Genomic DNA, 24,857 nt, shown 5'->3' with positions numbered 1-24,857 from the left:
CCGGCCCACCACCCGGGTGAAATCCGCCCGCGCGGTGTCCTGACCGCCCCCGCCGCGTCATGCTCGGCTCGTGGCACTTGCGAGACGACGCTCGGCGGCCGGTCCGGCCCAGTCTCTGCGCCCGGTGGCACGGCTGCTGCTCGATGCGGCCTTCGACCGTCCGGCGCAGCGCTCCGCCGCACTCGACCGTGCGACGGGGAGCGAGATCTGGGAGGCCGGTCGGCTGCACCGGGTCACGCCGGCGATCGCCCGTGCCGTGCGCGGTTGGGACGAGCTGCCCGACGGATGGGCTCCGGCGCTCCGGTCGGCACGGGAGCGGCAGCTGCTCCGGCACCTCCAGGCCCTGGAGGACCTGAAGGGCATCGGCGCGGCCCTGGACCGGGCGGGCATCGCGTGGGCCGCGGTCAAGGGGGCGACCCTCGCCTCGGTCGTCTGGCCGCACGCCGACATGCGCGAGTACTTCGACCTCGACCTCCTCGTCCAGCCGGCGGCGTTCCGTGACGCGGTCCGGATCGTCGAGGACGTCGGTGGTCGGCTGCTCGACCGGAACTGGCCGGCCCTGCGCTCCTCCCGACGTGGCGAGCTGGCCATGGTCGGCCGCCACGGCACGCACGTCGACGTGCACTGGCACCTGGCCGTCGCGCCGTCGGTCCGCCGTGCTTTCCCCCTCGACGTCGACGCGATGCTGGCGCGGCGGCGACGGCGCGAGCTGTCCGGGATCTCCGTCCCGATGCTCGACGCCGAGGACCAGGCGCTGCACGTCGCCGTGCACGCCGCACAGGCGGGGGCGAACCGGCTGATGTGGCTCGCCGACGCCTACTACGTCACGGCCGACGTCGCGTGGGACGAGCTCGCACGGCGCAGCAGAGCGGCGCGCGCATCCGTGCCGGTCGCGCTGGTCCTGGACCGCGCCTACCGTGTCGCCGGGCACGACGGCGTCGGCTCCGAAGAGCTGGCCGGCGTCGCCTCGAACGCCTGGGGACGGCTGGCCCGCTCCCGCGACGCCAGGCACCCGTTCCCGGGGCTGCCCGGCGACGCCCGGCTCGGCGGCGGTGTGTACGCGGCCGCGAGGCCGTCCGCCGCCGTGAGCGCGGGCCAGCTGGCCGCCAAGCACGTGCAGGCTCGACTCATCGAATGGCGGCACCGGGCCGGACGGGACGCGGTCCGGCCGCTCCAGGAGGACGTGCCCGATGTCGCGGCCCGCGAGGCCTACTTCGCCACGGCCGTGAGCGGAGGCCGACGATGAGCAGGACCGGACCGACCCGGTCGAAGCGCCCGGGGCGCCGTGTCGCCGAGCTCGTGCGCCGCTCGACCCGGCTCGTCTGGTCCTGCGGCCCGCGGCTGTTCGTCGCCATGGTGGGCCTGCAGATCCTGGCCGCCGCCGCACTCGGCCTGCAGGTCCTCGTCGTGGCGCAGGTGCTGGAGCGCATCCTCGATCTCCCCGACGCCGGTGTGACCACGGCGCTGGTGTGGTCCGTCGTGGCGCTCGCGGTCCTCATGGCGCTGGGCTCCGTCGTCGGGGTGGCGCAGGGCAGCGTGCGACGACTGCTCGGCGAGCTCGTCGCCCGGTCGATGAACGAACGCGTACAGGACGTGGCGACCACGGTGCCGCTGCGAAACTTCGAGTCGCCGGAGTTCTTCGAGACTCTCCAACGGGTCCGGCAGAGCGCCGCGACCCGACCTTTCCAGGTCACCCAGGGTCTCTTCACCGTCATCGGGACGCTCGTGTCGTCGATCGGTGTCGGCGCCGCGCTCGTCGCGCTGTACCCGTGGTTGCTGCCGCTGCTCGCCGTCGGAGCCGTGCCGGTGCTCCTGACCAGCCGGCGCGAGAGCGCGCTGGAGTTCCGCTTCACGGTGGCGCAGACCACCAACCAGCGCGAACGCATGTACGTCAACTTCGTGCAGACGAACCGCGACGAGGCCAAGGAGATCCGCGCGTTCCAGGTGTCCACCTGGCTGCGCGACCGGTACCGCACCCTGTACGACACCTACCTCGAGGCGCTGCGCAAGCACCTCGTGCGCCGCCTGCGGCTGTCGACCCTCGGCCAGGTGCTCTCGGGCGTCGTGCTCGCCGGGACGCTGCTCGTGCTGGTGGTCCTCATCGCGAACGGGGAGGTCGGGATCGCGGACGCCGGTGCGGCGATCGTCGGCATCCGGGTCCTGCAGGGGCAGTTCCAGGGACTGGTCGGCGGTGTCCAGCAGGTCCACGAGTCCGGCCTCTACCTCGACGACCTGCAGTCGTTCCTCCGCCACCACGCGCGGCAGGAGGCGACCGCGCCGGACCGCCGCGACAATGCGCCCCCGTTCGCCGGGGCGCGCATCCAGGACGTGTCCTTCCGATATCCGGGGGCGACGACCGACGCGCTGACGGACGTGTCGATCGCGGTCGGTCCCGGTGAGGTCGTCGCCGTCGTGGGGGAGAACGGCTCCGGCAAGACCACGGCGGCGAAGGTCCTCGCCGGCCTCTACGACCCGGACACCGGTCACGCGATGTGGGGGGACCGACCGTACGGCACGCTGGTCGACGCCGACCTGCGGAGCCGGATCGCCGTGATCTTCCAGGACTTCGTCCGGTACGCCTTCTCCGCATCCGAGAACATCGCGCTCGACGACGCCGGCGCGGACGCCCGCCGCGACGAGCTCGGGCGGGACGACGTCCGTGCCGCGGCTCGTGCCGCCGGGGTGGACGGCGCGCTGGCACGCCTGCCGCACGGGTACGCGACGCGCCTGTCACGGATGTTCGACGACAGCGCCGACCTCTCGGGCGGGCAGTGGCAGCGGCTCGCCATCGCCCGGGCGTTCTACCGGGACGCCGACCTGGTGATCCTCGACGAGCCGTCGGCGGCCCTGGACCCGCGGGCCGAGCACGACCTCTTCTCCTCGCTCCGCCGGACCTTGCACGGTCGGTCCGCCCTGTTCGTCTCGCACCGGTTCGCGACCGTGCGGGGGGCCGACCGGATCTATGTCATGTCCTCCGGCCGGGTCGTCGAGTCCGGCACCCACGAGCAGCTCATGGCCCACCGCGGGCTCTACGCCGAGCTGTTCGACCTTCAGGCGGGCGCGTACTTCCCCGACGAGTGGTCCAGCTCGACCCCCTGAGACCCCAGCGCCGCGATCAGCTCGGCTCCCAGGTCGTCGCGGAAGGGCGGGCCCCACGGCACGCGAGCGGTGACGACCGGGACGCGGGCCACGAGCGCGGACACCCGGGCGAGCTGCCGGGCGGCGACGACGGTGTCCTGCCAGCCCAGGAGACGGGGGTAGCTGAGCACGAGGAGCGCTGCGGCGGCGCCGCGCACCGGGACGACCTCCAGCTCGTCCCGGTCGCGCTCGGGCAGCGGGACGACGAGAGCGCGGACCGGTACGTCGTCCCTCGCGGTCCGTCCGGGGGCGAGGAGGTCTCGGTCGTCGGCGCTGCGCCCTCGTCCGGGCGAGCCGGTGCCGAACCGTCGTGCCAACGTGTCGGCGCCCTTGCGGAGCCGGAGCTGGGTGGCGCCGAGCCGGGCGAGGTGGTCGTCTCCCGCCGGGTCGATCCGGAGCACGTCGTCGGTGACGAGGGCGCCGCCCTCGGCGCAGAGCAGCGCCGCCATCGTGCTCTTGCCCATGCCGGACCGCCCCACGAAGCCGACGACACCGTCGCCGACCTGGACGGCGCTGGCGTGCAGGACGGCGTGGCCGCGCAGGTAGAGCTGGAAGGCAAGGAGAGCGCCGGAGGCGAGCACGTGCGCGACGCCGGGATCCGCGCCGTCGGTCACGTGCAGGACCACGTCCTCCAGGTCGTGGCCGAGCACGAACTCGCAGGTTCCGTAGAACCGCAGGTGGTAGCCGTCGCCGGTGCGCGTCGCGGTGTACCAGGGTCGGTCGGGGCTCGCGTGGTGGAGCAGGACGTCACCGGGCGGTGCGTCCGTCGTCGCGGGGACGTCGGCGCCACGACGGATGCGGACGTGCCCGTCGGTCGTGAGGCGGCCGGACCGCGTCGGCATCGGGACGTCGCTGTCCACGGCGAGCCCGTACAGGGCGGCGGACGAGGTCATGCGGCGTTCCCGCTCGGTCGGCCGAGCTCGAGGTACCGGTCGGCGAGGCCCTCCGGGTCGAGGTCGGCCCCGTCGACCCGCAACCAGGCGTGCGCAGCGATCCGGTCGCCCACCCGGCGTACTCCCAGCACGATCTCGGGGTCGCGGGCGCGCAGCGTGCGGCCCAGGACCAGCGCCGAGCGCAGGCAGGTGCCGTTCACCGCGCGCAGCCGCAGGACGCGGCGTGCGACACGCAGCGCCCGCAGCTCGCGACCGGTGAGCCGGCTGGTGTCGAGCGTGGTCCGGGCCGCGGTGCTCGACGGTCCACTCAGCCGGACACCCAGGACGAAGCAGGTGCGACGGAGGCCGAGCGTCCGCAGCCCGGTCTCGGCGACGACGTAGACGGCGGCCGACCGTGCCGCGAGCACGCTGCCGCTGACGGTGCGTCGGAGGTTCATGCCGCCTCCTCGGCCGGGAGACACGCCTGGCCGGCGAGCCACGCCGACTGGAGCAGCAGGCTCGTCGGCCCCGGGACCCGGGCGCTCAGCCAGGCGCGCCGCAGCGCGTCGGCGTCGACGAGGTCGTGCGGGACGCCGCTCCCGTCCCACCTCCGGGCGAACTCCCGGGTCGCCTCGCCGAGGAAGGCGTGGGTGAACGTGGCCTTCGACGTCCGGGCGAGCAGGGCGTCGGGCAGGGCGCCGGCAAAGACGGCTCGCATCCCCTCGGTGCGGGAGGAGAAGCCGGTCGGGTGGTGCCGCGCGAGGGCGTCGAGGAACTCGGGGTCGAGCAACGGGTGTGACACGGTGGCCTCGTGCTCGGCCGCGAGCGCGGAGTAGTTCCGGCGGAACTCGGTGACGCTCCGTCGCCGCGCGACCCAGCGGAGCGAGGCGCCGAACGCCAAGGGTTCTGCGACGTCGTCCGTGCACACACGCTCGACCAGGTCGTCGTAGACGGCGGGGCGCAGCCAGGGCATCGCGATCGTCATCCGCAGGTGCCGACGTCGGCTGCGCGCGGGCGACACGGCAGCCAGTGCGGCGCGGCGCGGGCTGCCGGCGGCCAGGGGGTGGCGGGCAGTCCGGCGGACGGGACGCAGGCGGCGGTCGCCGAAGACCTCGTCGCCGCCTTCGCCGGTGAGGATCGCGCCGCCGGCGCACCGCTCCAGGAGCGGCTCGTGGGTGTGGAGCGTGGCCGGCCAGAGCAGGCCGTGGCGCCGGAGGCTCGCCTGCGCGACGGGTCCGAGCAGGTCGTGCTCGACGGTGATCGGTAACCGCCACCACTCCTGCAGGCCCAGGTGATCGACGACCGAGCGTTGCCACGCCGACTCGTCGGTCTCCGGGACGCCCGGGTAGACGAACGTCACGGGGATCGGGGCCCTCGTGCCCGCCAGGTGCGCGGCGTGCGTCGCTGCCGCCAGGACCGCGGAGGAGTCGCGGCCGCCCGAGAACGCCACGAAGACCTGGCGTTCGCCGGCCGTGCGCGCGATGACGTGGGCCAGGGCCCCGACCGGGCGCGCCGTGGCCTGTCGGTGAGCCGGCGGGTCGACCAGGCCCGGCAGCCACCCCCACGCGATCTCGTGGGTGGTCGGGCGGTAGGTGTCACGGCTCATGGTGTCGTGCGACGCGTCGGCGGCACCCACGGGGACCGCGGGTGCCGCCGACGGATCTTTCGACGCCTCAGGAGAGGCCGCCGTCTTCCTTGTCGCCACGGAACAGGTGGCCGTCGTAGTCGAGGGCGAACTGGCCCTCGAGGGTGAGCCCGGCGACCGTGCCGACCTCGCGGATGCTGGGTGCCTCGTACATGGGTGTGCCTCTCCGTTGTGGTGCGCGACGGTTTCAGTATTCGACCGGGCCGACCCGCCCGCAGCGAGACCCAGGGGTGAAATCTCCCCGCGACCGGGTGAAGAGCGTCCGGTGGGGATGAAATCTCCGCTCTGCACAGTGGACCGCCGGCGTCGATGATTGGATGCCCGAGGACCACCAGGAGGGGGAGAGGCATGCGGCTTCGCACCGACGGCGTCACGTGGCAAGAGATCGACGGTGAGCTCGTCCTGCTCGACCTCGCCTCGTCGGCCTACCTGACGACGAACCGTGCCGGGACGCTGCTCGCGCAGGCGCTCGTCGACGGCGCCGACACCGGCGAGCTCGCGACGGCGCTCGTGGAGGAGTTCGACATCGACGAAGAGCGGGCGCGGCACGACGCGGCCGCGTTCGTGGACGAGCTCCGCCGTCGGAGTCTCCTGGTCGAGTAATCCACCGGCTCGTCGGTCGAGCGGGGCGCGGCGTGCGTCCTAGGCTGTCGCCATGCCCACGACGGAGCGGGTCGTCATCCACGTCGTCGCGGACTCCACCGGTGACACCGGTGCCCGCGTCGGTCGTGCCGTGCAGGCGCAGTACCCCGACCTCGACGTCGTGGTGGTGCGCCATCCCCGCCTGCACAGCCAGGAGGGGCTCGACGACGTCGTCGAGCAGCTGCGCGCGGACCCGGACCCTGCCGTCGTCTTCTGCACCGTGGTGGACGAGGTGCTGCACGGGCAGGTGATCGACCGGTGCGCCGAGCTCGAGATCCCGTGCGCCGACCTGCTCACCCCGGCGCTGGACGCCGTCACCGCGCGCACGGCCGCCGAGCCGGCGCGCCTGGTGCAGCCCGTCGGGCTCGCGGCGGACTATTTCGAGCGCATCCACGCGATGGAGTTCGCGATCGCCAACGACGACGGCCACGCCACGCCCGAGGGCCTCGCCGAGGCGCAGATCGTGCTGGTCGGGGCCTCGCGCACCGGCAAGACGCCGCTGTCGATGTACCTCGGCTACCTCGGGTACCGCACCGCGAACATCCCGCTGGTCGCCGGCGTCCCGCCGCCTCCGGAGCTGTTCCGGATCGACCCCTGGAAGGTCGTGGGTCTGACGATCGACCCGGAGCGGCTGGTGACCATCCGTCGTCGGCGGGTGGACCTCATGGGAGCGGGCCGGCAGGACGCCGGGCGCCTGGGCGGGTACGCCGACCTGGCCCGCATCGTCGACGAGCTCGACGACATCACCCAGGTCCAGCGCCGGCTCGGCTGCCCGGTGCTCGACACCACCACGCTGGCCCTCGAGGAGGCGGCCGGACGGATCATCGACCTCGTGACAGCACGGCGCCGCGCCCGTACAGTCCTGTCCGAGCACGTCGACGGGCGGAGCGACCCCCTTCCGCCCGGAGCCGAGACGGAGGCGAGGGAGCCATGACCGCACAGGTACGCACCGACGAGCGATCCACCACGCACGAGGACCACCGTCTCGTGTACGACCTGTCCGAAGGCACCGCGGCGATGAGACCGCTGCTCGGCGGCAAGGGCGCCGGGGTGGCCGAGATGATCCGCATCGGTGTCCCGGTGCCCGACGGTTTCACCGTCACCACCGAGGCCTGCGTCGCCACGATGGAGGCCGGCGGCACCTGGCCCGAGCGGCTGTGGGACGAGATCCTCGCCCACCTGGACGCGCTGGAGCAGCGCACCGGCCGGCGTCTGGGGGCCGCGGAGCGCCCGCTGCTGGTCTCGGTCCGCTCGGGCGCGGTGATGTCGATGCCCGGCATGATGGACACGATCCTCAACCTCGGGATCTCCGACGAGTCCGTCGTCGGGCTGGCCGAGGAGTCCGGCAACCCGCGGTTCGCCTGGGACTGCTACCGGCGCTTCCTGCAGATGTACGGCGAGGTCGTCGAGGGGGTGCCGGGCCACGCCTTCGAGGACGAGATCTCGGCGCTCAAGACGCGCCGCGGGATCGAGCTGGACACCGACCTGACGGTCTCCGACCTCCAGGAGCTCGTCGAGACCTTCCGCACCGTCGCGCTGCGGCACACCGGGCAGGGCCTGCCCACGGACCCGCGCGAGCAGCTGCGCCGGTCCGTGCAGGCCGTGTTCTCCTCCTGGGACACGCCGCGGGCGCGGGTCTACCGCCGGGCGCACGACATCTCCGACGACCTCGGCACCGCGGTCAACGTCATGCAGATGGTGTTCGGCAACCGCGGGGACGGCTCGGCCACGGGGGTGTGCTTCACCCGCAACCCCTCCACCGGGGCCAAGGAGCTCTACGGGGAGTTCCTCGTGAACGCCCAGGGCGAGGACGTCGTCGCCGGCATCCGCACGCCCCTGCCGCTGGCGGAGATGGAGCACGTGCTCCCGGACGCCTACCGCGAGCTGCTCGACACGATGCATCGGCTCGAGCAGCACTACGGCGACATGCAGGACATCGAGTTCACCGTCGACGACGGCACGCTGTACCTGCTGCAGACCCGCACCGGCAAGCGCACCGCCGCGGCGGCGCTCAAGGTCGCCCGGGACCTCGTGGCCGAGGACGTCATCGACACCGCGACCGCGCTGCGCCGTATCGAGCCCGCCCAGCTCGACCAGCTCCTGCACCCTGGTCTCGACCCCGAGCACGGGCAGGAGCCGCTCACCCGTGGGCTCAACGCGTCGCCCGGTGCCGGCGTCGGCGCGGTCGTGTTCGACGCCGACACCGCGGCCGAGCGCGGCGAGGCCGGCGAGTCCGTGGTGCTCGTCCGCTGGGAGACGACGCCGGACGACATCCACGGCGTCATCGCGGCCCAGGGGGTGCTCACGGCGCACGGCGGCATGACGTCGCACGCCGCCGTCGTCGCACGCGGCATGGGCAAACCGTGCGTCGCCGGGGCGGGCGACCTGCAGATCGACGTCGAGGCCCGCACCCTGACCGTCGGGGACACCGTGCTCGCCGAGGGGGACACCGTCACCATCGACGGCACCACGGGCGAGGTGTATGCCGGCGCGCTGACGCTCGTGCCCCCGCAGATCACCGACGACTTCAGCGCCGTGCTCGCCTGGGCCGACGACGCGCGCCGGCTCGGTGTGCGGGCGAACGCCGACACCGGCCCGGACGCCGCCAAGGCCCGGGAGCTGGGTGCCGAGGGGATCGGGCTGTGCCGCACCGAGCACATGTTCATGGCGGCCGAGCGGCTGCCCGTCGTGCAGTCGATGATCCTCGCCGAGACGCCGGAGGACCGTGGCCACGCGCTGGAGCGGCTGCTGCCGATGCAGCAGGCCGACTTCGAGGAGATCTTCACCGCGATGAGCGGGCTGCCGGTCACGATCCGGCTCATCGACCCGCCGCTGCACGAGTTCCTGCCCGACCTCGTCGAGCAGTCCGTGCACGTCCAGCGGCTGGAGGACGCCGGCACCACCGGCCCCGAGCTCGACGACGCCCGCGAGCTGCTGGCGCACGTCAAGCGGCTCAGCGAGATGAACCCCATGCTGGGCACCCGGGGCGTGCGGCTCGCGCTGCTGTACCCGGAGATCGCCCGGATGCAGGTGCGCGCCGTCGCCCGGGCCGCGCTCGCGGTCCGCGAGCGCGGGCTGGACCCGCACGTCGAGATCATGGTGCCGCTGGTCGGGTTCGACGAGGAGCTGCGGCGCATGCGCGAGGTCGTCGAGACGACGTGGGCCGAGGAGGTCCCGGACGGCGGCGTGCCGCACACCGTCGGCACGATGATCGAGCTGCCGCGGGCGGCGCTGGTCGCCGACGCGATCGCCGAGCACGCCGACTTCTTCTCGTTCGGCACCAACGACCTGACCCAGACGACGGTCGGCATCTCGCGCGACGACGCCGAGGGCTCGTTCCTGGGCGCCTACGTCGACGCCGGGATCCTGGCGGCCAACCCGTTCGCGAGCATCGACGCCGACGGCGTCGGGGAGCTGGTCCGGATCGGGGTGCGCAAGGGGCGGTCGACGGAGCCCGGGCTCAAGACGGGTGTGTGCGGCGAGCACGGGGGAGACCCGGCGTCGATCGCGCTGTTCGACGAGATCGGGCTGGACTACGTCTCCTGCTCGCCGTACCGCGTGCCGATCGCGAGGCTCGCCGCCGCGCAGGTCGCCCTCGACCAACCCGCGAGGTAGGCAATGTCCTCGCCAGGTAGGCGAATCTCCGGCGAGGTAGGCAACCGAGCCGCGAGGTAGGCAACCGAGCCGCGAGGTAGGCAACCGAGCCGCGAGGTAGGCAACCGAGCCGCGAGGTAGGCGATGTTGCCTACCTCGCCACAGAGTTGCCTACCTCGGCCGGATGTTGCCTACCTCGGCCGGATGTTGCCTACCTCGACGGAACGTTGCCTACCTCGGCCGGCCCATGCTCCCCGCGCGGGGCTCGCGGGAGGACCGGTCTCAGCCGGAGGGGCGCTCGCGGTCGGGGCGGTGCCCGGTCCCCAGCTCTCCCGCGATGCGCTGCTCGATCGCCGCGGTGGCGGCGTCGGGCAGGACGAGGATGCCCTCGAGCTCCTTCATGGCCCGGCGGTACGCGGACTGCCGTTCCGACGTCGTGGCCCCGGCGTCGTCGGCGATCGCGAGGAGCTTCTTCGCCCGGTCCACGGCGCGACGCTCCTCGGCCGAGAGGTCCGAGGCGCGTCGGCGCTTCGCCTCTCGTTCGGCGACGTCGAAGGTGAGCTGGTACTCGCGCACCGCCTCCCGGTACCGGTCGAGCAGGCGGCGGTCGCGCAGCTCGGCGGGGTCGTCCGGACGCAGGTTCTCGGCGTCCCGGCGCGCGCGGTGGAAGTCGATCGTCACCTGCTCGCGCATGTCGGTCATGACGGGGAACTCGAGGACCTTGACCGCGTCGAGCTCGTAGTCGAGCCAGCGCCGCTCGGTCTCGGTGTGCGCGGACAGGGTGCGCTCGATCTCGCCGGTCAGGGCCTCCTCGGACTCCGCAGCGGTCTTCTCGGCGCCGTACCGGAGGCGGTACATCTCGATCTTGTCCCGGCGTCGTCGCTCGTCCCAGCGGCGGACGCCGCCGGCCCAGCCGCCGACGATGCCGCTGAGCGGGAACACCAGCCACCAGTAGGAGCCGACGAAGTCCCAGAAGCCGTCCACCGTCCCCACGATAGTGCGACCGACCCTGCTGTGGACTGACCACATCACGGAGCATCGGTGACCGTCAGGCGGGCAGGGCGGCGCCGGGCCCGCCGGAGGGCTACGCTGGGGGCGTCAACCCTCCAACGTCGTGGGCGTCGGCTGCCACGGGACGTGACGCGTCCGGGCCTGGCCCCGACCGCCCACGAGCCCTGTCAGAAGGAGCATCCGTGGCAAGCATCGAAGCCGTTGGCGCACGCGAGATCCTGGATTCCCGCGGCAACCCCACCGTGGAGGTCGAGATCGCCCTCGACGACGGCACGTTCGCCCGTGCCGCCGTCCCGTCGGGCGCCTCCACGGGTGCCTTCGAGGCCGTCGAGCGCCGTGACGGCGACAAGGGCCGCTACCTGGGTAAGGGTGTCGAGGGTGCGGTCAACGCCGTCATCGACGACATCGCGCCCGAGCTCGTCGGCTACGACGCCGAGGAGCAGCGCCTCATCGACCAGACCCTCATCGAGCTCGACGGCACCCCCAACAAGGGCAAGCTCGGCGCGAACGCCATCCTCGGCGTCTCGCTGGCCGTGGCCAAGGCGGCCGCCAAGAGCGCCGGCCTGGACCTGTTCCGCTACGTGGGCGGACCGAACGCGCACGTCCTGCCCGTGCCGATGATGAACATCCTCAACGGTGGGTCCCACGCGGACTCCAACGTGGACATCCAGGAGTTCATGATCGCCCCGATCGGCGCGTCCTCCTTCAAGGAGGCGCTGCGCACGGGTGCCGAGGTCTACCACGCGCTCAAGAGCGTGCTGAAGGCCGAGGGCCTGGCCACCGGCCTGGGCGACGAGGGCGGCTTCGCGCCGAACCTGTCGAGCAACCGTGCCGCGCTGGACCTCATCATCACGGCCATCGAGAAGGCCGGCTACACGCCCGGCGAGGACGTGGCGCTCGCGCTCGACGTCGCCGCGACGGAGTTCTTCTCCGACGGCTCCTACCAGTGGGAGGGTGGCGCCAAGACGCCCGAGGAGATGATCTCCTTCTACGCGGAGCTCGTGCGCGACTACCCGCTGGTCTCCATCGAGGACCCGCTGTCCGAGGACGAGTGGGACTCCTGGTCGGCCCTGGTGGAGCAGGTCGGCGACAAGGTGCAGATCGTCGGCGACGACCTGTTCGTCACCAACCCGGAGCGCCTGACCAAGGGCATCGAGACCAAGGCGGCCAACTCGCTGCTGGTCAAGCTGAACCAGATCGGTTCGCTCACCGAGACCCTCGACGCGGTCACCCTGGCCCAGCGCAACGGCTTCACCACGATGACCTCGCACCGCTCCGGCGAGACCGAGGACACCACCATCGCGGACCTGTCCGTGGCCACCAACGCCGGCCAGATCAAGACCGGTGCCCCGGCTCGCGGCGAGCGCATCAACAAGTACAACCAGCTCCTGCGCATCGAGGAGGTGCTGGACGACGCGGGCCGTTACGCCGGTCGCAGCGCCTTCCCGCGCTTCCAGGGCTGAGCCAGCCCCACCCGTCCCCGGTGCGCCGGGGTCCACGGCCGGTCGTCCTCTCGCGGAGAGGGCGACCGGCCGTCGTCGTCCCCCGGGGCGACCACGGGCCGACGGCGGTCTCCCGCCGGGGCCGACGACGGGCCGAGGCCGGGCGCGCCGGGCCGGGCTGAGCCGCCCGGGCCCGTTGGTTCGGCACAATCGGGACGTGTCCTCCCGTCGTCCCGCCACGCCGCGACCCCGCAAGGGTCCCGCGCGCCCGAACGACCGCCCCGGCGCGCGGACGACGTCGCGCACGGGCGGGCGCGGCCGGCCGACCGCCGCGTCCGCGTCGTCGGCGTCGTCGTCGGCCGCGGGAGGCGGTACCCGCCGTCCGGCCGGCCCCGCGCGGGAGGAACGCCGTCGCAGCCGCCTCGGCCTCGTCCTGCCCGAGGTGCTCACCGTCCGGCTCATGGTGCTGGCGGTCGTGGTCCTGCTCGCCTTCGTCCTGCTGCTGCCGACGGTGCGTGGAGCGGTGCAGCAGCAGGCGGAGATCGACCGGCTGCAGGCCGAGCTGACGGCGAACCAGGCCGACCGGGACCGGCTGGAGAACGAGCTGGCCCGCTGGGACGACCGCACCTACGTCGTCCAGCAGGCCCGCAGCCGGCTGAACTACGTGCTGCCCGGCGACACCGCCTGGCGGGTGGTGGACGCCGACGAGATCGAGGCCGACGGCGAGCCCGCGGCGGGCGAGGATCCGACGCCAGAGGTCGGGCCCGCCACGACCGGCGCGCCCTGGTACCAGTCGATGTGGGAGTCGCTGCAGTCCACGGACCACGCGACCGTCGATCCCGGAGGTGACCCGGACGACGTCGAGACCTCGGCGCCGGACGGGGGACAATGATCCGGTGAGCTCCGAACCCTCGATCCCGTCCGCCGACGCGACCTCGTCCGGCGACGACCCCACGGTCGCGACCGCCCACGACCTCGAGGTGATGGCCGAACAGCTGGGCCGCACCCCGCGCGGCGTCGTCGGCGTCGCCGCGCGCTGCGTGTGCGGGCGCCCCCTGGTGGCGCGCACCGCTCCGCGGTTGCCGGACGGCACACCGTTCCCCACGACGTACTACCTGACCCACCCCGGTGCGGTGGCCGCCGCGTCGCGCCTCGAGGCCGACGGGGTGATGAAGGAGATGACCGACCGCCTGGCCGAGGACCCCGAGCTGGCCGCCGCCTACCGCGCCGCGCACGAGCACTACCTCGCGCGGCGGGCCGAGCTGGGCCGGGTCGAGGAGATCGAGGGCATCTCGGCCGGGGGCATGCCGACCCGCGTGAAGTGCCTGCACGTGCTGTTCGCGCACAGCCTCGCCGCCGGTCCCGGGGTGAACCCGCTGGGTGACGAGGCCCTGGCCATGGTCCGCGACCAGTGGCGTCCGGACCGGTGCTCGTGCTGACGGTGCCGGGCGGGCAGATGTCGGCCCGGGGTGAGAGGGTGCCTGCGTGATGAGCAGCACCCGTGTGGCCGCCGTGGACTGCGGCACGAACTCCATCCGCCTCCTCGTGGCCGACGTGGCCGCCGACGGCACCCTGAGCGAGCTCGACCGGCGCATGCAGATCGTGCGGCTGGGCCAGGGCGTCGACCGCACCGGCGAGCTCGCGCCCGAGGCGCTGGAACGCACCCTGGCGGCGTCGCGCGAGTACGCGAAGGTCGCCGCGGAGCTGGGGGCGACGCGCACCCGGTTCGTGGCGACGTCGGCCACCCGCGACGCCCGCAACCGCGACGAGTTCGCCGCGGGCGTCCAGGCGGCCCTGGGCGTGGAGCCCGAGGTCGTCACCGGCGACGAGGAGGCCGAGCTGTCCTTCCGCGGGGCGACCAGCGGCGAGGCCGCGACGCACCCCGGCCCGTACCTGGTCGTGGACCTCGGTGGCGGCTCGACCGAGCTCGTCCTGGGCACGACGACGCCGGACGCGGCCGTGTCGATGGACGTCGGCTCCGTGCGCCTCACCGAGCGCCACCTGGCGGGCGACCCGCCCACCGCGACCGAGATCGCCGCGGCCCGGGCGGACGTCGACGCCGCGCTCGACGCGGCCTCCGCCGTCGTGCCCCTGGCCCGCACCGCCACGCTGGTGGGGCTCGCCGGGTCCGTCACCTCGGTGACGGCGCACGCCCTGGAGCTGCCGAGCTATCAGCGAGAAGCGATCAACGGTACCGTGCTCGAGGTCCCGCGCGTGCTGTCCGCCTGCGAGGACCTGCTGCGCCGGACCCGCGACGAGCGCCTGGCGCTTGGGTTCATGCACCCGGGACGCGCCGACGTCATCGGCGCCGGTGCGCTGATCTGGTCGCAGATCGTGGCGCGGGTGCGCGACGAGGTGGCGGCCGCCGGCGGCGAGCTCACCGAGGTCGTCACCAGCGAGAGCGACATCCTGGACGGCATCGCGCTGTCGCTCGCCTGAGGAATCGATCACATCGTGGGACGCGCGGCAGGTCCGTTCTGCCGCGGATGTGGAGCGATGTCGCCCGGAACGCCTGCTCGCGGTGCTGCGCGGCGGTGACGGCGGGCACAGTTCGTGACCGCGCGACACATCCGCGGCCGGGCAGTCGTAGACTGGCGGCCATGCCTCAGAACGTTCTGTCGACGGACAACCCTGCCCAGGATGCGCCCGCGCCCGCCGCACGCCCCCGCAAGGTGCCGCGCATCGTCGTGCTCGGCGGTGGCTCCGTCGGGCTGTACGTGGCGCGCCGGCTGCGCAAGAAGCTCGGCAAGCGCGAGGCGGCGATCGTCGTCGTCGACCCGCGTCCCTACATGACGTACGCGCCGTTCCTGCCGGAGGCCGGCGCCGGCTCGATCGACGCCCGCGACGTGGTCGCCCCGCACCGCATCGCCCTCAAGGGCATCGACGTGCTCCAGGGCAAGGTCGTGAAGATCGCCCACGGCGACAAGAAGGTGACGATCTCGCCGGAGGAGGGCCTGGACTACGAGGTCTCCTACGACCACCTGGTCGTCGGCCTGGGCTCGGTCTCGCGCACGCTGCCCATCCCCGGGCTCGCCGAGAACGCCATCGGCTTCAAGAACGTCGAGGAAGCCATCGCGGTCCGCAACCACGTGCTCAACCGCATGGACGTCGCCTCCTCCACGTGGGACGCCGACCTGCGCAAGCGGATGCTGACCTTCACGTTCGTCGGCGGCGGCTTCGCCGGGATCGAGGCGCTCGCCGAGATCGAGGACATGGCGCGCTACGCGACCCGCAACTACCCGACGATCGAGGAGTCGGACCTCCGGTTCGTCATGATCGAGGGTGCCGGCCGGATCCTGCCGGAGGTCTCCGAGCCCATGGGCGAGTGGGCGCTCGAGGAGATGAAGAAGCGCGGCATCGAGTTCCACCTCAACACGTTCCTGTCCTCCTGCGAGGACGGCCACGTCGTGACGTCGACGGGTGTCGAGTTCGACACCGAGACGATCGTGTGGACGGCCGGCGTCAAGGCGAACCCGGTCATCAAGGACGACTCCGACCTGCCCAGCGACAGGATGGGCCGCGTCACCGTGCTCCCGACGCTGCAGGTCGCCGCGACGACCGACGACGGCACCGAGGGCGAGGTCGTCCCGGACGCCTGGGCCGCCGGTGACTGCGCCGCGGTGCCGGACCTGCTCAACCCCGGGTCGTTCTGCCCCCCGAACGCGCAGCACGCGATCCGCGAGGCCACCCAGCTGGCCGACAACATCATCGCCTCGCTCAAGGGCGAGCCGCTGGTGGAGTACAAGCACAAGAGCGTCGGCGTGGTCGCCTCCCTCGGCCTGTACAAGGGCGTGGCGGAGCTGTTCGGCTTCCTCAAGCTCAAGGGCCCCCTCGCGTGGCTCGCCCACCGCAGCTACCACGTCATGGCGATGCCCACCGGCAACCGGAAGTCCCGCATCCTCATCGGCTGGATGGGCCAGTTCCTCATGGGCCGCGAGATCGTCTCGCTCGGTTCGCTGCACGACCCGCGCGACGAGTTCCGCAAGGCCTCGGTCCCGCCGAAGCCGCAGGGCGACAAGGTCGAGCAGAAGGCCGAGGCCTCCGCGGAGAAGGCCACGCACGGCTGACGCTTCCCGCGACGTCGATCGGGCGGTCCCGACCGGCACACCGCGCACCGTTCGGTATCGTGAGCTGCCGATCGGGGCCCGAGGTGCCGATCGGGGCCGCCCGATCGCGTGTCCGGGAACGCCCCCGTAGCCCAACTGGCAGAGGCAGCCGGCTTAAACCCGGTCCAGTCCCGGTTCGAACCCGGGCGGGGGCACGACGCCGCGTGCGGCTCAGGGGTGCCACTCGGGCCGGTAGTGCGGGTGTCCGGCGTAGGGCAGGCTGAGCAGCCGCAGGACCTGGGTCCGCCGGAGCCCGAGGTCCTCGGGGACCGCCGGCTCGTCGAGGCAGACCCGGATGATGCGGCGCTTCGCCTCGACCTCAGCCAGCACGCGCGGCGGTGCCCAGTTGACGATGTGCCAGACGTTGGCCCTGTTCAGCGCGGCGAGGCGGGACTGCGCGACACCGTCCTGGAGAGGGGCGGACCGGATCTGGAACTCCACGGCGTTCCCGGCCGGTGACCACCGCGCGGCGTTCGCCTCCGACGCTGCGTCCGCGTCGTCGTCCAGCCGTCGGTAGAGGAAAGCCGCAAGCTCTGACGGATCGACGGCCATGGTCGTCCCTCCAGACCAACCCGGGGGCATCTCTGCCCCTCTCCTCCACGCCTATCGCCGATCGTCGGGACTCGCAAGGACGGTCCCGCGCCTCAGACGACGACGTCGTGACGGCGGGCCGTCGAACGGGCCGCCTCGACCAGGGCGTCGAGCACGTGCCGGACGGCCCGGCGCCGGGCGCGGTCGGGGCGCATCACCGCCGCGAGGTGACGCACGGCCGGCACCCCGGTGAGCGGGCGGAGCACGAGCCCCTCGCCGACGGGCGTGGTGAACCGGGGCAGGGCCGCCAGTCGCAGGCTGGACGCGACGAGCGCCTCGACGAGGCGGTTGTCGAGCAGGCGCTGGCGCACGTCGAGCCGGACCCCGGTGGCCTGCTCGACGTTCTGCAGCACGGTGTCGAACGGGAACCCGCGGGGGACGCCCACCCAGGCCGCGTCGACGACGTCGGCCGGGCTCACCGTGGACCGGGCGGCGAGCGGGTGGTGCGCGGCCATGGCGACGTCGAGGGGTTCGTCGACGACGGGGACGACGACGAGACCGTCGGTCCCGGGCGGCCGCACGCTGGTCATGCTGTGTGCGACGACGACGTCGTGGTCGGCGGTCATCGCGCCGTACTGCGCCTCGGCCAGGTCGAGGTCGGTCAGACGGAGCTCGACGCCGCTCCCGGCCAGGTCCCGCTCCAGGGCGGGGAAGAGGTAGGAGGCGGCGCTCGGCAGAGCGGCCACGGACACGGTGCCCGCGGGCACGTCGCGGAACGCCTCCCAGCGTGCCTGGACGTCGGCCAGCGCGGTGGCGACCTCCACCGCACCCTCGGCGAGCAGCCGGCCGGCGTCGGTCAGCCGCACCCCTCGCCCGTGGGGTTCGACGAGGGCGGTACCGAGCTCGCGCTGCGCGGTCCGCAGCTGCTGCGACACCGCCGACGGAGTGCGGTGGGTGGCCGCGGCGACGGCGGAGATGCTGCCGCGGTCCGCCAGCTCGCGCAGCAGGTCGAGGTGCCGGACGTCCATGAAGGCAGCCTAAAACACAGGTGCTGAAGAAGTCGCTTGTGCTTCACTGTCGGCACCGTCGAGCATGGGGCCATGCCGACCCGTCACCGCCTCCTCGCCGCCGTCGTCGCGCTGCTGTGGGGTCTGAACTTCCTGGCCATCGACGCCTCGCTGCAGCACTACCCGCCGATGTTCCTCGTGGCGCTGCGGTTCGCCGTGCTCGCGGTGCCGACCGTCCTGCTCGTGCCGTGGCCCGGGGTGCCGGTGCGCTGGCTGATCGGGTACGGGCTCGGGTTCGGGGTCCTGCAGTTCACGTTCCTGTACTGGGGGATGTCGGCCGGGATGCCGGCCGGGCTCGCCTCGCTCGTCCTGCAGGCCTCCGGTCCGTTCACCGTGGTGCTCGGCGCGACGTTCCTGCGCGAGCGGGTCAGCGGGCGGCAGCTCGTGGGCATCCTCGTCGCCGTGGCGGGACTCGCCGTCGTCGGGTGGCAGCGCGCCGAGCACGCTGCCGTGCTGCCCTTCCTGCTCACCCTGGCCGGCGCCTTCGGCTGGGCGATCGGGAACGTGTGCAACCGGCAGGCCCGGCCGCGCAACCCCCTGCACCTGGCCCTGTGGATGTCGGTCGTCCCGCCCCTGCCCATGCTGGCGGTCTCGCTGGTCGTCGAGGGGCCGGACCGCATCTGGACCTCGCTGGTCTCCTACGACGACCCAGCCGCCGTCGCCGCCGTGGTCGGGCTCGCCTACACGGTGGTGCTCGGCACCGTCGTGGGCTCGGGGCTGTGGACGTGGCTGATGGCGCGGCACCCGGCGGGCGTGGTCGCACCGTTCTCGATGCTGGTGCCGGTCGTCGGCATGACGGCAGCCTGGCTCGTGCTGGGGGAGACGGCGACCCCGGGTGAGCTCGCCGGCGGCGTGCTGGTGGTCGTCGGCGTGCTGCTGGGCAGCCGGCCGCCGCGGCGCGGCCCGACGACGGTGCCGGGCACGGAGAGGTCGCCGGAGCGCACGCTGGGGGTCGCTGCTTCCACGGGTCCGGCTCCGACTAGGTGACCGGACCGCCCCCGGTGCCGGCGTCGTCCTGGACGGTCGGCGCCGGCTCGGGGTCGACGACCGGGAAGGCGTTGAAGTGGATCTGGACGGGTCGGGCGTCCGGGCCGGGCTCCTGGGCCTTGAGCTTGTGGAGCTCGGTGTCGATGACCGACTGCACGGTCTCGATGAGGTCGTGGAGCTGCTGGGGAGTCGCGACGGTGTTCGCCGTTCCGAGCCTGACCGAGTCGGACCAGTCGGCGTAGCGGGACTCCTGCGGACCGTCCCGCAGCGCGTCCAGCAGTCGCCAGATCTTCGCCTGGCGGGCGCGTTCGAACTCGGCGCTCGCCAGGGACAGTGCCGTGCGGGTGCCGGCGTCGTCGACGTCGTTCTCGGACGGAGCGAGGACGAACCCCCCCGGCGTCGCTTCCCACCAGCGTTCGCGCGCGGTGCCCTTGCCCTCGACCTCGCGGACGAAGTCGTGCTTGGCGAGCTGGCGCAGGTGGTAGCTCGTGGACCCGCTGGACTCGCCGACGAGCTCGGCGAGCCGGCTGGCGGTCAGCGACCCGTGCACCTGGAGCAGGTCGAGGATCGTGACCCGCAGCGGGTGCGACAGCCCCCGCAGCCGTGCCGCGCCCACGGGCGCGGGCTTCCGGGTGGAGCTCGAGGTCGCGGCGGAGGGGTCGGTCATGTCTCGACCGTACTGTCCCGACGCCTCAGCGCAGCCCCAACGGGTTGATCTGCGCGGCGTTGTCGCGGACCTGCTCCGCGGCGAGGTATCGGCGGTGGTCCCGCTCCCGGCGGGCGAGCGCTCCGGCGGCGCGCCGGGCGACGTGGGTGGCCAGGGCGTCGTGCAGGTGCTCCCCGGTCCGGACCAGCGCGTCGGCCAGGTGGTCCATGACGCGGTCGGCGAGGGTGCGGCGGTGGTAGGTGGGGGCGGCGAGCAACATGACGACTCCAAGGGGCGAGGATGTCCGCTGACGTTTCCAACATAGCGTTGCAAAGATCTCTTTGCCAAGAGAGTTTTGGAAGTTGCTGCCCGGCAGGCTTTCATCGTACATACGTTCGAACAGGTCGTCCAGAGGATGGCCTTCTTCACCCGATCACGTCGCCCTCACGGGAACTTCGCATGCTGAGGAACCGTTGGGCAGCCGTACGATGAGTCGTCGACCCGTCCTCGCGCTGGAGTTTCCGTGTTCCGTCTTGCCCGCCTGTCCCTGGCGAACCGAGCCGTGGTCGCCCTGGCCACGGTCGCGATCTTCGTCTTCGGCACCCTGAGCCTGACCTCGCTGAAGCAGGAGCTGATCCCGTCGCTCCAGTTCCCGGCCGGCGTGGTCCTGGCGACGTACCCCGGCGCCTCGCCGGAGGTGGTCGAGGAGAACGTCACCGAGCAGATCGAGGCGGCGGTGCAGGGCGTCGACGGCATCGAGTCCGTCAGCTCGAGCGCGTCGACCGGGATCTCGACCACCACGGTCGAGTTCGCCTACGGGACCGACATGGACTCCGCTACGCAGCGGCTCACCACCGTCATGACGCAGATCCAGTCCTCCCTCCCCGAGGACGTCGACCCGCAGGTCATCACCGGGTCCCTCGACGACCTGCCGGTCATCCAGCTCGCCGCGTCCGGTGCGGGCGCCGACCTCGCCGGGCTGGCCGACGAGATCGAGGCCGTCCTCGTGCCGGACCTCGAGGACGTCGACGACGTGCGGTCCGTGACTGTCAGCGGGGCCGTCGACGACCAGGTGCTCATCGAGGTCGACCCGGCCGACCTCGCCGAGCAGGGCCTCGACGTCGCCCAGGTGACCGACGTGCTCGCCGACTACGGCGTCGTCGTCCCGGCCGGCACCGTCACCGAGGACGGCGACACGTACTCCCTGCAGGCCGGGACCCGGATCGGCAGCCTCGAGGAGATCGAGGAGATCCCCCTCGTGCCGAGCGTGACCAGCACCGCCGGGGCCGACGGCGGCACGTCGGGCGTCACGGACGACGCCGCGGCCGCCGCACCGGGAGCCGAGGGCACCGTGCCGCCGTCGGGCACCGACAGCGCCGCCGGGGCGCCCGCCGAGGGCGGGACGGGGACCGACCCCGAGCAGCTCCCGGACGCCAACGCGCCCCCCGCTCCGCCGGAGCCCGTCCTGCTCGGCGACGTCGCGGACGTCTCGGTCGCGGAGTCCGAGGCCACGTCCTTCTCCCGCCTCGACGGCGAGCCGTCGCTGGGCATCGGCATCATCAAGACCCCGCAGGGCAACACCGTCGACGTCTCGCACGCCGTGCAGGAGGTCATCGACGACAACGCCGCCGAGCTCGACGAGGCCGGCATCACCACCGCCGTCGTGTTCGACCAGGCCCCCTTCATCGAGGAGTCCATCGAGGGGCTCGCCACCGAGGGCGGCCTCGGCCTGGTCTTCGCGATCCTCGTCATCCTGGTCTTCCTGCTCTCGCTGCGCGCCACGCTCGTCTCGGCGGTGTCCATCCCGCTGTCGCTGGCCACCGCGTTCCTGGTCATGGACGTGACCGGGTACACCCTGAACATCCTCACGCTGGCCGCCCTGACGATCTCCATCGGCCGCGTGGTCGACGACGCCATCGTCGTCATCGAGAACATCAAGAGACACCTGTCCTACGGCGAGGACAAGAAGGACGCGATCCTCACCGCCACGGGCGAGGTCGCCGGGGCCATCGCCGCCTCGACCATCTGCACCGTCGCCGTGTTCCTGCCGCTGGGCCTCGTGTCCGGCATGACGGGCGAGCTGTTCCGGCCGTTCGCGTTCACCGTCGCCATCGCGATGCTCGCCTCCCTGCTGGTGGCGCTCACCATCGTGCCGGTGCTGGCCTACTGGTTCGTCAAGCCGCCGAAGGGCGCCGAGGAGGCCACCGACGGCGGCCGGGCGATCCGCGAGGCTGCCGAGGCCCAGGAGCGTCGCGGTCTCTGGCAGCGCGCGTACGTGCCCAGCCTCGCCGCGTCCCTGCGGCACCCCTGGGTCTCCCTGCTCGTCGCCGTCGGCATCCTCGCCGGCACTCTGGCGCTCGTGCCGCGCCTGGAGACCAACTTCATCGGCGACTCGGGCCAGGACACCGTCACGGTGACCCAGACCTTCGAGAACACCACCTCGCTGCAGGCGCAGGACGACGCCGCCCGCGCGATGGAGCAGGCCATCGCCGACGTCGACGGCGTCGAGACGGTGCAGACGTCGGTCGGATCCGGGGACTCGCCCGAGGCCGCGTTCTTCGGGGGCGGGGCCGCGCCCACCGCGAGCTTCTCCGTGACGCTCGACGAGGACGCCGACGGCGTCGCCGCGCAGGACGACGTCCGTGCCGCCGTCGAGGACCTCGCCGGCCAGGGGCCGACCACCGAGGTCAGCGTCTCCACCGGGGACTCCGGTTTCGGGTCCAGCACCATCGACCTGGTGGTCCAGGCGACCGAGCTCGACGACCTCACCGAGGCCGCCGAGACCGTCCAGGACGCCGTGGCCGAGCTGGACGGCGTCGCCGAGGTCACCAACGACCTCTCGACCGCCCAGACGGTCCTGCAGGTGGACGTCGACCGGGAGGCCGCGGCCGACGCCGGGCTCACCGAGACGCAGGTCGCCGGCATCGTGTCCGGGGCGATGAATCCCGAGCAGACCGTCGGGGAGGTGGACCTGGGCGACGGGCCGCTGGAGACCCTGGTGGTTACCGGAGAGGCTCCGGACACCGTCGGTGCCGTCGAGGAGATCGAGATCCCGACCGCCGCGGGCGCGGTGCCGCTCACGGACGTCGCGTCGGTCGAGGAGGTCGAGACGCCGGCCTCGATCAGCCGCGCCGCGGGGCAGCGGTCCGCGACGGTCGCCGTGACCCCCGGCGCCCAGGACCTCGGCACGCTGAGCGCCGAGGTGACCACCACCATCGACGGGCTGGAGCTGCCGGCCGGTGCCTCCGTCTCCATCGGCGGTGTCGCGGCCGACCAGGAGGAGGCCTTCGCGGACCTCGGTCTGGCGCTCCTGGCCGCGATCGCGCTCGTCTACCTGATCATGGTCGCGACTTTCAAGTCGCTGATCCAGCCGCTGATCCTGCTGGTCTCCGTGCCGCTGTCCGCGACGGGTGCGCTCGTCGCGCTGCTGGTCACCGACACCCCGCTCGGTGTCGCGGCGCTCATCGGTGTGCTGATGCTGGTCGGCATCGTGGTGTCCAACGCCATCGTGCTCATCGACCTCATCAACCAGTACCGGCGCCGGGGCCGCGACCTCGACGACGCGGTGCGCGAGGGTGCTCGCAAGCGTCTGCGACCCATCGTCATGACGGCCCTGGCGACGATCTTCGCGCTGACCCCGATGGCGTTCGGGCTCACCGGGGGCGGCGCGTTCATCTCCCAGCCGCTGGCCCTGGTGGTGATCGGCGGGCTCATCTCCTCGACGCTCCTGACGTTGCTCATCGTGCCGGTGCTCTACGTGCTGGTCGAGGGCCGCAAGGACCGCCGGGCCGCGCGTCGTCGGCGCCGGGCGGAGAAGCGGGAGCGCAAGGCCGTCGAGCGCAGGGACCGCGAGGCGACCGCCGCCGCTGCCGGCTGAGGCGGTCGGGTCGGCACTCCGTGGCCGGTTCGGCAGTCCGCACTGCCGAACCGGCCACGGAGTGCCGACGCGATCCTCGGCAGATCGGCGGGAACGTGTCGGACCGGCCGTGCGTTGCATAGGATGAACCGCGACGGCCAGCGACCCGGCCCTGCCCGCGACAACCCGTCGTCGGGCACCCGGCAGCCGCGACCAGGAGGAGTGCATGAGCAACCCCGTCTTCTCGAACAGCGACGTCTTCGGCGAGCCGCGCCGCACCGCGCGCGGCGGCACCGCGACGTCGGCGCGTCCCGCGCAGTACGGCGCGTACGGGGCCCAGGCCGCCGACGCCGCCTCGCTGCAGAACATGTACGAGGCGCCGTCGGCCACCCCGGTCGACACCAAGCGCCTCACCTACACCGACGTCATCATGAAGACCGGCGGGCTGCTCGCGCTGCTCGTCGTCGTCGGCGCGGTGAGCTGGCAGCTGACCGACACGATGCCCTACCTGTGGATCGGCGGCATGATCGTCGGCCTCGTGCTGGGCCTGGTCAACGCCTTCAAGAAGAACCCCAGCCCGGTGCTCATCACGCTGTACACGGTGGCGCAGGGTCTGTTCCTGGGTGGGATCTCCGCCTTCTACGAGTCGGCCTACGACGGCATCGTGGGGCAGGCCGTCCTGCTGACCCTGTGCGTGTTCGCCGCGGCGCTGGGGCTGTACAGCTCCGGCAAGGTCCGCGTCACCCCGAAGTTCACGCGCTTCCTGCTGATCGGCATGGTCGGCTACCTGCTGTTCTCGCTGGTCAACGTCGTCCTGGTCTGGACCGGCGTGCTCGACGGATGGGGCATGCGCGGCGGCACGCTGGGCATCGTCATCGGCCTGTTCGCCGTGGTTCTGGCGGCGATGTCGCTGATCATGGACTTCGACTTCATCAAGCGCGGCGTCGAGGGCGGCGTGCCGGCCAAGTTCGCCTGGTCGGCGGCCTTCGGCCTCATCGTCACCCTGATCTGGCTCTACCTCGAGCTGCTGCGCCTGCTGGCGATCATGCGCGGCGACTGACCCCCGTATCCGCGAGGTAGGCAACCTCCTCGCGAGGTAGAACAGCACACCGGCGGCGGCCGGGCACCTCTCGCGAGGTGCCCGGCCGTCGTCGTCTCCGTCGTCTCCCGCGAGGTCGGCAATCTTCCGTCCAGGTAGGCAGCTCTCCGCCCAGGTAGGCAACCTTCGGCCGACGTAGGCAAGTCCTCGGCGAGGTAGGCAAGTCTTCGCTCAGGTAGGCGAGAACTCCGACTGGACGTTGCCTACCTCGCGGGCAGGTT

The 24,857-nt window shown here is 72.7% G+C and carries 22 protein-coding genes and 1 tRNA gene; 14 read left to right on the top strand and 9 right to left on the bottom strand.

Features of this window, described 5'->3' with window-relative positions:
- The first annotated feature begins 70 nt into the window (after nt 1-70).
- Both PO879_RS12665 and PO879_RS12660 read left to right on the top strand, forming a co-directional pair.
- Entirely contained in the window at nt 71-1,246 is a 1,176-nt protein-coding gene (locus PO879_RS12665) for a nucleotidyltransferase family protein (protein WP_278235238.1), read from the top strand.
- Nucleotides 1,243-3,099 carry an ABC transporter ATP-binding protein gene (locus PO879_RS12660; RefSeq protein WP_278235237.1) on the top strand — a complete coding sequence of 619 codons (1,857 nt, stop codon included), beginning with the start codon at nt 1,243-1,245 and terminating at the stop codon, nt 3,097-3,099. Before PO879_RS12665 ends, PO879_RS12660 begins: the two co-directional genes overlap by 4 nt.
- Here PO879_RS12660 and PO879_RS12655 read toward each other — a convergent pair.
- The 4 genes from PO879_RS12655 to PO879_RS12640 all read right to left on the bottom strand — a co-directional run bounded on the left by PO879_RS12655 (nt 3,051) and on the right by PO879_RS12640 (nt 5,809).
- On the bottom strand, nt 3,051-4,031 hold the full coding sequence (locus tag PO879_RS12655; protein ID WP_278235236.1) for a hypothetical protein: 981 nt from the start codon (nt 4,029-4,031) through the stop codon (nt 3,051-3,053). The two genes, PO879_RS12660 and PO879_RS12655, sit on opposite strands and share 49 nt — an antisense overlap.
- Nucleotides 4,028-4,468 carry a lasso peptide biosynthesis B2 protein gene (locus tag PO879_RS12650; protein WP_278235235.1) on the bottom strand — a complete coding sequence of 147 codons (441 nt, stop codon included), beginning with the start codon at nt 4,466-4,468 and terminating at the stop codon, nt 4,028-4,030. Before PO879_RS12650 ends, PO879_RS12655 begins: the two co-directional genes overlap by 4 nt.
- Entirely contained in the window at nt 4,465-5,616 is a 1,152-nt protein-coding gene (locus PO879_RS12645) for an asparagine synthase-related protein (RefSeq protein WP_278235234.1), read from the bottom strand. Before PO879_RS12645 ends, PO879_RS12650 begins: the two co-directional genes overlap by 4 nt.
- A 67-nt stretch (nt 5,617-5,683) precedes the next feature.
- Nucleotides 5,684-5,809, bottom strand: a complete 126-nt coding sequence (locus tag PO879_RS12640; RefSeq protein WP_278235233.1) for a lasso RiPP family leader peptide-containing protein — start codon at nt 5,807-5,809, stop codon at nt 5,684-5,686.
- A 194-nt stretch (nt 5,810-6,003) separates the two neighbouring features.
- Here PO879_RS12640 and PO879_RS12635 point away from each other — a divergent pair, with 194 nt between their 5' ends.
- From PO879_RS12635 to ppdK, 3 genes are read left to right on the top strand one after another with little or no spacing between them, the layout of a single operon-like run.
- Complete coding sequence (locus tag PO879_RS12635) at nt 6,004-6,258, top strand: PqqD family protein (protein WP_278235232.1); 255 nt, start codon at nt 6,004-6,006, stop codon at nt 6,256-6,258.
- A 52-nt stretch (nt 6,259-6,310) separates the two neighbouring features.
- Nucleotides 6,311-7,231 carry a pyruvate, water dikinase regulatory protein gene (locus tag PO879_RS12630; protein WP_278235231.1) on the top strand — a complete coding sequence of 307 codons (921 nt, stop codon included), beginning with the start codon at nt 6,311-6,313 and terminating at the stop codon, nt 7,229-7,231.
- Nucleotides 7,228-9,912, top strand: a complete 2,685-nt coding sequence (ppdK, locus tag PO879_RS12625; RefSeq protein WP_278235230.1) for a pyruvate, phosphate dikinase — start codon at nt 7,228-7,230, stop codon at nt 9,910-9,912. Before PO879_RS12630 ends, ppdK begins: the two co-directional genes overlap by 4 nt.
- Nucleotides 9,913-10,173: 261 nt before the next feature.
- Here the strand turns inward: ppdK and PO879_RS12620 are convergent, their stop codons facing one another.
- A complete protein-coding gene (locus PO879_RS12620; protein WP_278235229.1) occupies nt 10,174-10,875 on the bottom strand; it encodes a hypothetical protein in 702 nt (233 codons plus the stop codon).
- Nucleotides 10,876-11,084: 209 nt separating this feature from the next.
- Between PO879_RS12620 and eno the strand changes: the two genes are divergently transcribed.
- From eno to PO879_RS12590, 6 genes are all read left to right on the top strand, one after another.
- Complete coding sequence (gene eno, locus PO879_RS12615) at nt 11,085-12,365, top strand: phosphopyruvate hydratase (RefSeq protein WP_278235228.1); 1,281 nt, start codon at nt 11,085-11,087, stop codon at nt 12,363-12,365.
- 196 nt (nt 12,366-12,561) lie between these two features.
- Nucleotides 12,562-13,236 carry a septum formation initiator family protein gene (locus PO879_RS12610; protein ID WP_278235227.1) on the top strand — a complete coding sequence of 225 codons (675 nt, stop codon included), beginning with the start codon at nt 12,562-12,564 and terminating at the stop codon, nt 13,234-13,236.
- A 91-nt stretch (nt 13,237-13,327) separates the two neighbouring features.
- The gene (locus tag PO879_RS12605; protein WP_278237536.1) at nt 13,328-13,783 is read left to right on the top strand and encodes a DUF501 domain-containing protein; all 456 of its coding nucleotides are present in this window, start codon (nt 13,328-13,330) and stop codon (nt 13,781-13,783) included.
- Nucleotides 13,784-13,832: 49 nt separating this feature from the next.
- Nucleotides 13,833-14,783, top strand: a complete 951-nt coding sequence (locus PO879_RS12600; protein ID WP_278235226.1) for an exopolyphosphatase — start codon at nt 13,833-13,835, stop codon at nt 14,781-14,783.
- Nucleotides 14,784-14,944: 161 nt separating this feature from the next.
- Entirely contained in the window at nt 14,945-16,411 is a 1,467-nt protein-coding gene (locus PO879_RS12595) for an NAD(P)/FAD-dependent oxidoreductase (RefSeq protein WP_278235225.1), read from the top strand.
- A 120-nt stretch (nt 16,412-16,531) separates the two neighbouring features.
- Nucleotides 16,532-16,605 (top strand) — tRNA-Leu (locus PO879_RS12590).
- A gap of 16 nt (nt 16,606-16,621) precedes the next feature.
- Here the strand turns inward: PO879_RS12590 and PO879_RS12585 are convergent.
- A complete protein-coding gene (locus PO879_RS12585) occupies nt 16,622-17,002 on the bottom strand; it encodes a DUF6221 family protein (protein WP_278235224.1) in 381 nt (126 codons plus the stop codon).
- A 92-nt stretch (nt 17,003-17,094) separates the two neighbouring features.
- Nucleotides 17,095-18,009: a LysR family transcriptional regulator gene (locus PO879_RS12580; protein WP_278235223.1), complete on the bottom strand. Its 915-nt coding sequence runs from the start codon at nt 18,007-18,009 to the stop codon at nt 17,095-17,097.
- Between the two features lie 72 nt (nt 18,010-18,081).
- On the opposite strand from PO879_RS12580, the gene PO879_RS12575 reads away from it, so the two are divergent.
- On the top strand, nt 18,082-19,035 hold the full coding sequence (locus tag PO879_RS12575) for an EamA family transporter (protein ID WP_278235222.1): 954 nt from the start codon (nt 18,082-18,084) through the stop codon (nt 19,033-19,035).
- On the opposite strand, the gene PO879_RS12570 is transcribed toward PO879_RS12575, so the two are convergent.
- Together PO879_RS12570 and PO879_RS12565 are read right to left on the bottom strand one after the other, a co-directional pair.
- The gene (locus PO879_RS12570) at nt 19,028-19,702 is read right to left on the bottom strand and encodes a helix-turn-helix domain-containing protein (RefSeq protein ID WP_278235221.1); all 675 of its coding nucleotides are present in this window, start codon (nt 19,700-19,702) and stop codon (nt 19,028-19,030) included. The genes PO879_RS12575 and PO879_RS12570 overlap by 8 nt on opposite strands.
- A 25-nt stretch (nt 19,703-19,727) precedes the next feature.
- Nucleotides 19,728-19,961 carry a hypothetical protein gene (locus tag PO879_RS12565; protein WP_278235220.1) on the bottom strand — a complete coding sequence of 78 codons (234 nt, stop codon included), beginning with the start codon at nt 19,959-19,961 and terminating at the stop codon, nt 19,728-19,730.
- Nucleotides 19,962-20,204: 243 nt separating this feature from the next.
- Between PO879_RS12565 and PO879_RS12560 the strand changes: the two genes are divergently transcribed.
- Entirely contained in the window at nt 20,205-23,558 is a 3,354-nt protein-coding gene (locus tag PO879_RS12560) for an efflux RND transporter permease subunit (protein WP_278235219.1), read from the top strand.
- Nucleotides 23,559-23,763: 205 nt separating this feature from the next.
- A complete protein-coding gene (locus PO879_RS12555; RefSeq protein WP_278235218.1) occupies nt 23,764-24,597 on the top strand; it encodes a Bax inhibitor-1/YccA family protein in 834 nt (277 codons plus the stop codon).
- The last annotated feature ends 260 nt before the right edge of the window (nt 24,598-24,857 follow it).

It is taken from the genome of Isoptericola sp. AK164 (assembly GCF_029643425.1).
GTDB classification, from domain to species: Bacteria; Actinomycetota; Actinomycetes; order Actinomycetales; family Cellulomonadaceae; genus Isoptericola; species Isoptericola haloaureus.
This window is presented reverse-complemented; position numbering and strand designations above follow the sequence as displayed.

Excerpts from the sequence above, each read along its gene's own strand:
- PO879_RS12660 (WP_278235237.1), top strand. The coding sequence starts at position 1,243 with ATGAGCAGGACCGGACCGACCCGGTCGAAGCGCCCGGGGCGCCGTGTC.
- PO879_RS12655 (WP_278235236.1), bottom strand. The coding sequence starts at position 4,031 with ATGACCTCGTCCGCCGCCCTGTACGGGCTCGCCGTGGACAGCGACGTC.
- PO879_RS12650 (WP_278235235.1), bottom strand. The coding sequence starts at position 4,468 with ATGAACCTCCGACGCACCGTCAGCGGCAGCGTGCTCGCGGCACGGTCG.
- PO879_RS12645 (WP_278235234.1), bottom strand. The coding sequence starts at position 5,616 with ATGAGCCGTGACACCTACCGCCCGACCACCCACGAGATCGCGTGGGGG.
- PO879_RS12640 (WP_278235233.1), bottom strand. The coding sequence starts at position 5,809 with ATGTACGAGGCACCCAGCATCCGCGAGGTCGGCACGGTCGCCGGGCTC.
- PO879_RS12635 (WP_278235232.1), top strand. The coding sequence starts at position 6,004 with ATGCGGCTTCGCACCGACGGCGTCACGTGGCAAGAGATCGACGGTGAG.
- PO879_RS12630 (WP_278235231.1), top strand. The coding sequence starts at position 6,311 with ATGCCCACGACGGAGCGGGTCGTCATCCACGTCGTCGCGGACTCCACC.
- ppdK (WP_278235230.1), top strand. The coding sequence starts at position 7,228 with ATGACCGCACAGGTACGCACCGACGAGCGATCCACCACGCACGAGGAC.
- PO879_RS12605 (WP_278237536.1), top strand. The coding sequence starts at position 13,328 with ATGGCCGAACAGCTGGGCCGCACCCCGCGCGGCGTCGTCGGCGTCGCC.
- PO879_RS12600 (WP_278235226.1), top strand. The coding sequence starts at position 13,833 with ATGAGCAGCACCCGTGTGGCCGCCGTGGACTGCGGCACGAACTCCATC.
- PO879_RS12595 (WP_278235225.1), top strand. The coding sequence starts at position 14,945 with ATGCCTCAGAACGTTCTGTCGACGGACAACCCTGCCCAGGATGCGCCC.
- PO879_RS12585 (WP_278235224.1), bottom strand. The coding sequence starts at position 17,002 with ATGGCCGTCGATCCGTCAGAGCTTGCGGCTTTCCTCTACCGACGGCTG.
- PO879_RS12580 (WP_278235223.1), bottom strand. The coding sequence starts at position 18,009 with ATGGACGTCCGGCACCTCGACCTGCTGCGCGAGCTGGCGGACCGCGGC.
- PO879_RS12575 (WP_278235222.1), top strand. The coding sequence starts at position 18,082 with ATGCCGACCCGTCACCGCCTCCTCGCCGCCGTCGTCGCGCTGCTGTGG.
- PO879_RS12570 (WP_278235221.1), bottom strand. The coding sequence starts at position 19,702 with ATGACCGACCCCTCCGCCGCGACCTCGAGCTCCACCCGGAAGCCCGCG.
- PO879_RS12565 (WP_278235220.1), bottom strand. The coding sequence starts at position 19,961 with ATGTTGCTCGCCGCCCCCACCTACCACCGCCGCACCCTCGCCGACCGC.
- PO879_RS12555 (WP_278235218.1), top strand. The coding sequence starts at position 23,764 with ATGAGCAACCCCGTCTTCTCGAACAGCGACGTCTTCGGCGAGCCGCGC.